The sequence below is a fragment of the Bacillus sp. LSHTCR4 genome, from assembly GCF_057197025.1.
On the sequence record NZ_JBXUNO010000005.1, the window covers coordinates 18,804 to 29,190 of the forward strand.

The 10,387-nt window shown below is 34.9% G+C and carries 12 protein-coding genes; 6 read left to right on the forward strand and 6 right to left on the reverse strand.

Translation table 11 applies throughout. The features are described from left to right. Nucleotides 1-14: 14 nt before the first annotated feature. On the reverse strand, nucleotides 15-281 hold the full coding sequence (locus AC2CGR_RS23950) for a YfhJ family protein (RefSeq protein WP_000998158.1): 267 nt from the start codon (nucleotides 279-281) through the stop codon (nucleotides 15-17). Between the two features lie 121 nt (nucleotides 282-402). Here AC2CGR_RS23950 and AC2CGR_RS23955 point away from each other — a divergent pair, with 121 nt between their 5' ends. Both AC2CGR_RS23955 and AC2CGR_RS23960 read left to right on the forward strand, forming a co-directional pair. Next, nucleotides 403-561, forward strand: coding sequence for a small, acid-soluble spore protein K (locus AC2CGR_RS23955; RefSeq protein ID WP_000517891.1), 159 nt, complete (start codon nucleotides 403-405; stop codon nucleotides 559-561). A gap of 37 nt (nucleotides 562-598) precedes the next feature. Beyond that, nucleotides 599-751, forward strand: a complete 153-nt coding sequence (locus AC2CGR_RS23960) for a YpzG family protein (RefSeq protein WP_000122093.1) — start codon at nucleotides 599-601, stop codon at nucleotides 749-751. A 64-nt stretch (nucleotides 752-815) separates the two neighbouring features. On the opposite strand, the gene AC2CGR_RS23965 is transcribed toward AC2CGR_RS23960, so the two are convergent. Continuing rightward, on the reverse strand, nucleotides 816-1,133 hold the full coding sequence (locus tag AC2CGR_RS23965) for a YfhH family protein (RefSeq protein ID WP_270185527.1): 318 nt from the start codon (nucleotides 1,131-1,133) through the stop codon (nucleotides 816-818). 9 nt (nucleotides 1,134-1,142) lie between these two features. Next, complete coding sequence (recX, locus tag AC2CGR_RS23970) at nucleotides 1,143-1,955, reverse strand: recombination regulator RecX (protein WP_000268520.1); 813 nt, start codon at nucleotides 1,953-1,955, stop codon at nucleotides 1,143-1,145. Nucleotides 1,956-2,036: 81 nt separating this feature from the next. Here recX and AC2CGR_RS23975 point away from each other — a divergent pair, with 81 nt between their 5' ends. The 4 genes from AC2CGR_RS23975 (at nucleotide 2,037) to AC2CGR_RS23990 (ending at nucleotide 5,242) form a co-directional block, all read left to right on the forward strand. Further along, nucleotides 2,037-2,942 carry a TIGR01777 family oxidoreductase gene (locus AC2CGR_RS23975; protein ID WP_270185528.1) on the forward strand — a complete coding sequence of 302 codons (906 nt, stop codon included), beginning with the start codon at nucleotides 2,037-2,039 and terminating at the stop codon, nucleotides 2,940-2,942. Between the two features lie 140 nt (nucleotides 2,943-3,082). Continuing rightward, nucleotides 3,083-4,213 carry an amidohydrolase gene (locus AC2CGR_RS23980; RefSeq protein WP_000698299.1) on the forward strand — a complete coding sequence of 377 codons (1,131 nt, stop codon included), beginning with the start codon at nucleotides 3,083-3,085 and terminating at the stop codon, nucleotides 4,211-4,213. A 241-nt stretch (nucleotides 4,214-4,454) separates the two neighbouring features. Then, entirely contained in the window at nucleotides 4,455-5,012 is a 558-nt protein-coding gene (locus tag AC2CGR_RS23985; RefSeq protein WP_000914738.1) for a GNAT family N-acetyltransferase, read from the forward strand. Between the two features lie 110 nt (nucleotides 5,013-5,122). Next, nucleotides 5,123-5,242, forward strand: coding sequence for a YfhE family protein (locus AC2CGR_RS23990; RefSeq protein ID WP_087966774.1), 120 nt, complete (start codon nucleotides 5,123-5,125; stop codon nucleotides 5,240-5,242). 363 nt (nucleotides 5,243-5,605) lie between these two features. Here AC2CGR_RS23990 and AC2CGR_RS23995 read toward each other — a convergent pair whose 3' ends face one another. From AC2CGR_RS23995 to pflB, 3 genes are all read right to left on the reverse strand, one after another. Further along, nucleotides 5,606-6,772 (reverse strand): diglucosyl diacylglycerol synthase, encoded by a 1,167-nt coding sequence (locus tag AC2CGR_RS23995; RefSeq protein ID WP_087966776.1) that lies wholly within the window; start codon nucleotides 6,770-6,772, stop codon nucleotides 5,606-5,608. A gap of 412 nt (nucleotides 6,773-7,184) precedes the next feature. Next, nucleotides 7,185-7,916: a pyruvate formate-lyase-activating protein gene (gene pflA, locus AC2CGR_RS24000; protein ID WP_000238471.1), complete on the reverse strand. Its 732-nt coding sequence runs from the start codon at nucleotides 7,914-7,916 to the stop codon at nucleotides 7,185-7,187. Between the two features lie 69 nt (nucleotides 7,917-7,985). Beyond that, complete coding sequence (pflB, locus tag AC2CGR_RS24005) at nucleotides 7,986-10,235, reverse strand: formate C-acetyltransferase (RefSeq protein ID WP_087966778.1); 2,250 nt, start codon at nucleotides 10,233-10,235, stop codon at nucleotides 7,986-7,988. Between the last annotated feature and the right edge of the window lie 152 nt (nucleotides 10,236-10,387).

Consider the following 10,387-nt stretch of genomic DNA (forward strand, 5'->3'; position numbering starts at 1 on the left):
TTAAGTCGCTTTTTTTAATGTTTCAAATGATCTTCTTGATTGATTAAATGGCTATATTTCGGATTATTTGTACGCATTTCATGAAGGCGTACTCCATGATTATTAATCCATGATCGCACCACTTGTTCAGTCATTTCTTCTCCTTGATAACGACCTGATTTCGCATAAGTTGTTTGAAAATCTTCCCACAGTAATTCAACCCACGCACGAGCTTGCGCGTAAGAAAGTTTGTCATTTTTGTCTAATAGTTCTTTCGTTAATGCTTCATAAATATCATTCATGTTCTAATCTCCTTTACCTAATTATCCCTTCATTTCTAAAGGATAGTTTCTTCTATTTTGCACATTCTATAATTGATACTTCTTCAAGAGGTATCAACTGATGATGAGGAGGGCGTTCGCAATGGGTAAACAAGCCGAATTTTGGTCTGAGTCAAAAAACAACAGCAAAATCGACGGTCAACCGAAAGCGAAATCACGCTTCGCTTCGAAGCGACCTAACGGCACAATTAACACGCACCCACAAGAACGTATGCGTGCTGCAAATCAGCAGGAAGAGTAGTACAAAGTAATTCAACTTCCTACACGAGGTGATAAAGATGAGCTACCGTGATCGCTTAGATAGTCGTTCTGAATTATTTAACCATACGTGGACTCGTCCGAAACATGCAAAAGCGCAAGTTAACGGACAGACGCAACAAACCCAGTCTCTCATTATATTGGCGAATGAATGTAAAAAACGCCAATTTTAGAATCTCCTATCTCCTGTAACGCCTACCAAAGATGAAAACCAGAGAGATATTCGCTCTCTGGTTTTTATTTTTCTTGTAATAAAGAAATCGGTATCCCGATCTCTTCATTATCATTTTGCTTATGTCCCCAAGCAAATACCCCATTGAAATACGTAATTTCAAATAATACACCAGGTTCTTCTACTAATTCATACGTTTCACCAATATGGAATTTGTTTATGTCAGTCATATAAGCGCGAGCCATTGCTATCTTTCGCATTAATACATCGAACTCATTTACAATTCCAAGTTGCTCAGCTTTTATTGCTTGCTCTTTCAAAACCCCAATTTCTTCCCTTAGCTCATATGGTTTCATTTCACTGTAGCGTTTTGGCATATTCATTTTATTCCCTCATCCCTCTTCGCGTTTCATTTGCAAAAATATCTCTATCTCATCAATAGAGAATCCTTTACGATATAACGCTTGTTTCATCTTATTTTCAAATGTCCATCCATCATACTTCTTATATTTCTCATAGTATTTATTCCCATGATAGTGTAACGCTTCTTGTTGCTTTTCGTCATCTTTTTCGTCTTTCAATTCTTCCAAACAAATTTGAATCACATCTCTAGAATATCCTTTACGAACAAGCATTTCGTCTAACTTTAACTTCATTTGTAAAAAGGAATGCTTTTGATAAGACTTTTTCTTCTTTTCTATAAGAATTAAAGCATTCTCAATTTGCTTTTCCTTTGGATATTCTTGTAAACTATGCGTAATAATTAAATCCTGAACACCTTTATTTAACAACTCTCTTTTAATAACCGTTGGACCTTTTCGATTCACATTACTTTGCGTTCTCGTATATAAAATAGCGTACTCTTTATCATTAATATATCGGTCATGTAATAATTTCGAAACGACCTCAGAGATGATGGCTTGTCCAACTTCTTTTTTTCGTAAAAAATCTTCTATTTCTAGTTTCGTTCTCATTTGATAGGATAAATAGGAGATTGCTTGTAAATATGCTTTTTGTACCTCTTCATTGTACAAAATATTTCCTAACGCTATTTCATCAATTTCTAAGCCCTTTTGTAATCCGTGCTTTATTAAGATTACTTCGTTTACACTAAATCCGTATTCTTCACCTTGACCTTTATCGATATAAATATTAAACCGTTCTTTCGATCGTTTTTGCACTTCTATTTTTGTAATGACAGCCATACTCTCACCTCTCTATTATTTTAGCATAGTCAAGGAACGTTTTTGCTTTTCAAGAATATATATAATGAGGAGGAAATAATTGTGAAAATTGCAATTTCTGGTGGTACCGGCTTTATCGGTAAATACCTTTCTACTTTTTTTATTCAAAAAGGATATACTGTTTACATTCTCTCACGAAAAAAAACTGCCGAAACTTCCGATCCTAACCTTCAGTATGTACAATGGACACCAGATTTACAAACCTTCCCCCTCTCTTCTATCGATGTAGTTATTAATCTAGCTGGAGAGTCTATTAATAGTAGATGGACAAAGAAACAAAAGAAAGTCATTTTAAACAGTAGAATTCAAACAACAAAAGGACTCATTAAACAATTGCAGACACTCCCTACAAAACCACACACATTTATTAACGCAAGTGCAATTGGATACTATGGAACGTCTGAAACCGAGTCTTTTACAGAACAGCATGTGACTCCTGGAAATGACTTTTTAGCAAATACAGTATATTCATGGGAACAAGAAGCCTCTAAAGCACACTCTCTCGGAATACGAACAATCTATGCAAGATTTGGAATAATATTAGGTCCAGACGGGGGAGCTCTTCCAAAAATGCTACTTCCCTATCAATTCTATATCGGAGGTACCGTTGGGTCTGGAAAACAATGGTTATCATGGATTCATATAGATGATGTCGTTCGCATGATTGATTTTATCATACACAAAAAAGAAATTGCTGGCCCGCTCAATATTACAGCTCCGGAGCCTATAAGAATGAAGGAATTTGGAGAAATCATTGCAACTATAATAAAAAAACCTCATTGGTTACCTGTCCCTTCATTTATGCTTCATGCTTTATTAGGCGAGATGAGCATACTTGTACTAGAAGGGCAACATGTATTACCTAGTAAAGCAATTGAGTATGGGTATCAATACACATTTCCGTCAATAGACCATGCATTACAAAATATACTTTCGCATACAATGTAGTACTTCTAAAACACAGTTTTACAGGGGTTCCTTTCAAAACTTTTATTTTCTAGCATCCGGAGCATTATTACACAAATAATCTTTCAGTTACTTTCCCTTACATTCCATTAACATTATAAAGTAACAGAAATGAGGTACCTATGAAAATATTGCTCAAACAAGCCATTGTCTATCCTATTACATCCCAAAAATTTCAAGGGGATGTACTCGTTATAGGAGAAAAAATTGCTGAGGTCAAGCCTTCCATTCAACCTACTCAAGATATGACAGTTATAGACGCACGTGCTCTTCATCTCTTACCTGGATTTATTGATGTCCATACCCATCTTGGTCTCTATGATGAAGGTACTGGTTGGGCTGGCAATGATGCAAATGAAACATCTGAAGTTTCAACACCACATATCCGTTCTTTGGACGGAATACACCCTTTTGATATTGCATTTCAAGATGCGGTACAAAATGGAATCACAACTGTTCACGTTATGCCAGGAAGTCAAAACATTATCGGTGGTACGACTTGTGTAATAAAAACAGCTGGAACTTGTATTGATCATATGATTATCCAAGAACCTGCTGGTTTAAAGATTGCCTTTGGAGAAAATCCTAAAAAGGTCCATAGTAATGGCACAAAAGAGTCCATTACGCGTATGGGAATTATGGGATTACTTCGGGAATCATTCTATGAAGCACAGCACTACGGGCATGAAGCTGATTTTCGAATGCTTCCTATCTTAAAAGCATTACGCCGTGAAATACCCGTACGTATCCACGCTCACAGAGCAGATGATATTAGTTCTGCTCTACGCTTTGCAACAGAGTTCAATCTTGATTTACGTATTGAACATTGTACAGAAGGACACTTTATTGTTGAAGAACTTTCAAAACACAATTTGAAGGTTTCAGTTGGCCCCACGCTTACACGCCGTTCTAAAATCGAACTAAAAAATAAAACATGGGATACTTACCATATATTATCAAAAAATGGAGTGGAAGTTTCCATCACAACAGATCACCCCTATACACCCATTCAATATTTAAATGTTTGTGCTGCTGTCGCAGTAAGGGAAGGATTAGACGAAAAAACTGCACTAGAAGGAATCACTATATTTCCAGCGCGAAATTTACGTTTAGAGGATAGAATTGGAAGCATTGAGGCTGGAAAAGACGCTGATCTTGTGCTCTGGACCCATCATCCTTTCCATTATTTAGCCAAGCCTGTACTAACTATGATTGATGGAAAAATAATTTACAAAAAAAATAAAAAAAACTAGTTTATTTTTTTGACTAGATAAAGTATTATACGATTATAAACTGAATGAAACCATAATCAATTTGTGTCGTGATTATCATTTTCAAATTGATGAATGGGGAAGGCAAATGGTGCGCCACCAGCGTTAGAAACTGGTTCTAGTGGGTTCGATTCCCACCCCGAAATTTTTTAAAGATTGATATAAAAATTTCGAGGGTGGGGTGTTTTTTCGTCATGCTACCCTCGTGTGAGGAGGAGTTAGTATGTTGAAAAAACGCGACTTACACGACAGCCACGTTCTATACGAGTTAATGGTGGATCCAGCTGTCTTCCCTTTTGTGCGTCAAAAGGCTTATTCTTATGAGGAATATTTATTTTTAACGAAACAAACGATTGAAGCTGAAGAGCGTGGGGAATTAATTTCACGCACAATTTTAGATGAATGGGGTAACCCTATCGGAACAATTACTTTATTTGATGTGCAAGAAAAAGCCGGATTTCTTGGAACATGGCTTGGCAAACCTTATCACGGAAAAGGCTACAATAAATTGGCAAAAGATTCATTTTTTAGCGAACTTTTCTACGAGTTAGATATTGAAACGATCTTTATGCGTATTCGCAAAATAAATATTCGTTCTATTAAAGCTGCAGAAAAATTACAATATGTAAATCTAGCAAACGAAACAAGAAAAGCCGTTTATGATGAAATTAACGCAAATGAAGAAGTATATAACTTATATGAAATTCCAAAAGATCAATATACACTTGCTACAATGCGAGATACAACGTTCCAAGATTCTCATCACTTAAAAGAAGCATAATCTAAATTTTCAGAAATAATAATTAACCATTAACATTTTGATATATACGTATATCACCCCATGTCTTTGGAAACGATAGATAGTGACTTTAGGACACGAGGTGATTTGTAATGGATAAAAAGAAACGTGACAAAGGAAAAAAAGCATTATCTAGTACACAAGAAGTTCTCTACCAACGAGAATTCCGTAAAGCAGATCGCGCAGCGGGTTATCGCTCGAAAAGTATTTAAAGTGAGAATGAATAATTAGAAGTTCTCCCCCCTAATTATTCATTCTCATTACATATTTTTTCTACGTGATAGAGTAGAAAAAAGGTTCCTTATTTATAAGGAACCTTTTTTCTGTGGATAACGTTATCCACAGAATTCATAGAATTGTTAATAAATTAAGTAAAACTTTCACCAGTTTATATATTGTAACGCACATTAAATGTTAGAATTGTGGATTTTTTTCTAAAAATTGTGGATAATGTGGATATAGTTGTTAATATTCCGACTTTACTGTTTAATGAAAGCGTAATCTTCATGTGGATAAGTCTTTATCTTGGAAAACAATAAAGAACCCTCTTTAAACATACAAAAGAGGGTTTCATATTAAGTAAATGATTGTGCAAGAGCAGGTGATTTAATAGGTATATGATTCGGTTCTACATGATTTTCTGCCAAAATTGTATCCACAATATGATCAGCTGGCTCCGGACGATAAATGTTTTTCATCGCTTCTTTCATTTGAAGAAGCTTCATATCATCTTGTAATAACGCCTCTGTTTTTGCAAAAACCTCACTATCATCACGAATGACAACTGCAGCTCCTTTTCTTTCAAAGTACATCGCATTTTCATTTTCTTGTCCTGGAACAGGCTTATATAAAATGACAGGTACTTGCAATGCTGCCGCTTCACTTAACGTAATACCGCCTGGCTTTGTAATCATACAAGAAGTAACACGGAATAGTTCATCAATATTTTCAACATAACCAAATACTTTTAATGCATCAGGATTTTTTTCTTGTAACCCTAATAAATCCTGTTTTAACGCTTCATTTTTCCCACAAACGACAACTACTTGTAAATCAGGTACTGACATAAATGATTGGCATAGTTCTTTTACACTTCCTAATACCCCATGAGCACCTGCTACAATTAGTAAAATCTTTTTATTCTTACATAACTGATATTTATTATATATAATGTCTGGATTGATCTTTAACTCAAAACTACTACGAATCGGAATTCCAGTTTCAACAATTTGCTCCGCAGGCACACCAATATCAACCATAACTTTTTTTACGTGATCAGTTGCTACAAAATAACGATCTACTTCCCGATGAATCCATATTTTGTGCACACAAAAATCCGTTAATACGTTATACACAGGAATTGAAATACCTGTTTGCTTTTTTAATTCTGGTACAGCTATAATCGGAAAGGTATTAATAACAATATCCGGTTTCTCTGCTTGTAAAAGTAATTTCAAACGTTTTCGTCCAAAATTCGCATACCAAGATGCTATTTTTTTATCATAAATTTTTTCTACGCCATAATAAAACAAGCGGTATAATTCTTTTCCTATTGTATAACTTTTTAAATATAAATATTTTGTAATATCGGTTATAACTGGATGTGATTCTCCGAACAGATCGCATACAATTACATCTTTAATTCCTTTTTGGCGAAATGTTTGTTCTAATGTTTTCGCTACTTGCACATGACCATTACCGTAATGTGCAGTTAATATTAAAACCTTGGGGTTTTTTATCAAACAAATCCACTCCTAGCTTATTGTTTCTCCATATTGCATATACGACAATAGGAAAAACATTTTCCTTAAAAATTACATAAACAGATTCTAATACTTCTCTTTCAGCTATGTACCTGTCGTGGATATGCAAAGCATATAAGATTGACCCCTTAATCCTATCTGTGCTCATATCTTTACATTATACTTTCCTATAAGAGCTTTCGCAATAACTTACAAATGTTCTCTATTCCATGATACTCACTCTTTTACTTCTTAATTCTTTTTACTATTTTGATTTCCCTTTACAATTATGTAAATTTCTCCACTTATTCCTTACAAAAATATGGATATTCTATTTTCAGTATACTCTTTTCTCTATATATACTCTAGGCTTTATTGTCAAGAAAGCAAAAAGCCTAATCCAATATTTGGATTAGACTGCTTGTAAAATATGTCTTGCTTGTTCTACATTTTTTTCAGTAGGCGGTTCTACATTCGCGAGTGGATACTTATGCCCAAGTGCCTCCCATTTATATACACCAAGCTTATGGTATGGTAGCACTTCAACTTTCTGAACATTAGACAGGCTTTGAATAAAGCTAGATAATTTTTGTAGATCCTCTTCATTATCAGTAATACCAGGAACTAATACGTGTCGTACCCAAATCGGTTTATTTTTATCCGATAAATAACGAGCAAATTGTAAAATATGTTCATTTGGTTTTCCTGTTAATTTACGATGTTTCTTTGAATCAATATGTTTCAAATCCAATAAAACTAAATCTGTGTAATCCATTAAAATATCTAGCTTGTTTTGGAATTCTGGTTCTTCAGAATAACACCCACCCGAAGAATCAATTGTTGTATGGATTCCAATTTCCTTACATTTCTTAAATAACTCAATTAAGAAATCTAGCTGTAATAATGGTTCCCCACCACTAACTGTTATACCGCCTCCGGAAGCTTCAATAAAAGGAAGGTAACATGTCACATCCTGCATTACTTCTTCGACTGTTATTTCTTTTCCTTTACCGATCTCCCACGTATCAGCATTATGACAATATTGACAACGTAATAAACACCCTTGTGTAAATATGACATAACGAATTCCTGGGCCATCAACAGTACCACAAGACTCTACAGAATGTATTCTTCCTTTTACCATGTTACTTCCTCCTTTATTGAAACAGCCTCCCTCTGCTGTTTATAAAACGCAGAGGGACACTTTTTTCATTTACATGCTTTCATGCATTGTACGGTTAATTACATCGATTTGTTGTTCACGAGTTAATTTAATAAAGTTTACAGCGTAACCAGATACGCGAATTGTTAATTGTGGATATTTCTCAGGATGTTCCATTGCATCCATTAATGTTTCACGGTTAAATACATTAATATTTAAGTGATGGCCTTCTTTTACTGCATAACCATCAAGCATTGATACTAAGTTACGTACTTGTACTTCATCTTCTTTACCAAGTGCTTTTGGAATAATAGAGAATGTATTAGAAATACCATCTTGTGCATCTTCATATGGTAATTTAGCTACAGATAATAATGAAGCTAACGCACCTTTTGTATCACGTCCATGCATTGGGTTCGCACCTGGTGCAAATGGTTCTCCAGTACGGCGACCATCTGGAGTGTTACCAGTTTTCTTACCATATACAACGTTAGATGTGATTGTTAAAATTGACATTGTATGAACAGAATTTCTGTATGTTTTATGTTTACGAAGTTTATTCATAAATGTTTTCACAAGATCTACAGCAATTTCATCTACACGGTCATCATTGTTACCGTATTTAGGGAAATCTCCTTCAATTTCAAAGTCAACTGCAATTCCATTTTCATCGCGAATTGGTTTTACTTTTGCATGTTTAATTGCACTTAAAGAGTCTGCTACTACAGATAGACCCGCGATACCTGTTGCCATTGTACGAAGAACATTTGTATCATGAAGTGCCATTTCAATACGTTCGTAGCTATATTTATCGTGCATGTAGTGAATAACATTTAATGTGTTTAAATATAGACCCGCTAACCATTCCATTGTCATATCAAACTTATGCATAACTTCTTCATAATCTAATACTTCAGCAGTAATTGGTGCGTACTCAGGACCAACTTGTGCTTTAGATTTTTCATCTTTACCACCGTTAATCGCATATAATAATGCTTTTGCTAAGTTTGCACGTGCACCGAAGAACTGCATTTGTTTACCAATTCTCATTGCAGATACACAACAAGCAATTCCATAGTCATCACCGTAGTCAGCACGCATAATGTCATCATTTTCATATTGAATTGCTGATGTTTTAATAGACATTTTCGCACAGTAGTTTTTAAAGTTCTCTGGTAATTGTTTAGACCAAAGAACTGTTAAGTTTGGTTCTGGAGCTGGTCCTAAATTATCTAATGTATGCAAGAAACGGAATGAGTTCTTTGTTACTAATGGACGGCCATCTAATGCCATACCACCGATAGACTCAGTTACCCAAGTTGGGTCACCAGAGAATAATTCATTATAATCAGGTGTTCTTGCAAATTTCACAAGACGTAATTTCATAATGAAGTGATCCACAATTTCTTGTACGTCTTCTTCTGTTAAAGTACCATTTGCTAAATCTCTTTCAATATAAATATCTAAGAATGTAGAAGTACGTCCAAGACTCATTGCAGCTCCGTTTTGCTCTTTAATTGCTGCAAGATATGCAAAGTATAACCATTGGAATGCTTCTTGAGCAGTTGTTGCTGGCTTAGAAATATCAAAGCCATGAGAAGCAGCCATTTGTTTTAACTCTTGAAGTGCACGCATTTGCTCAGATAGCTCTTCGCGTAAACGCATTGTATCTTCACTCATTACACCGCCAGTTAAATTTAAATCTGCTTTTTTCGCTTCAATTAAATGATCTACTCCATATAATGCTACGCGGCGGTAGTCACCAATAATACGTCCACGTCCGTATGCATCTGGAAGACCAGTAATAACACCTGATTTACGAGCAGCTCTCATTTCTGGTGTATAAGCATCAAATACACCTTGGTTATGAGTTTTTCTCCAATCTCTGAAAATACGACTAAGCTCTTTATCCATTTCGTATCCATAAGATTCACAAGCTTGTTCCGCCATACGAATACCACCATATGGTTGTAAAGAACGTTTAAATGGTTTATCAGTTTGGAAACCGACTACTTTTTCAGTCTCTTTATTTAAATATCCTGGTTCATGTGATGTAATAGAAGAAACAATTTTTGTATCCATATCAAGAACGCCACCGTTTTCACGTTCTTTCGTTGTTAAATCCATTACTTGATCCCAAAGTTGTTTCGTTGCTTCAGTTGCTCCCGCTAAGAAAGATTCATCTCCCTCGTAAACGTTTACATTATTTAAAATGAAATCGCGAACATCAATCTCTGCTTTCCATTTTTCACCTTTAAAGTTTTCCCATGCGTTTTTAACATTTTCTAATACTTGAGTCATCCTAATCTCCTCCATTTTTGATTAGTACAGGACTAAGATTTTTTATATAACAGCTTACACACTTAGAATACTACTTTTTTACGAAAGTGAACGAAATAGTTGTGACATGTTTGTGAAATGTTGAGCAAACTACTATATACATAGTGTTAACT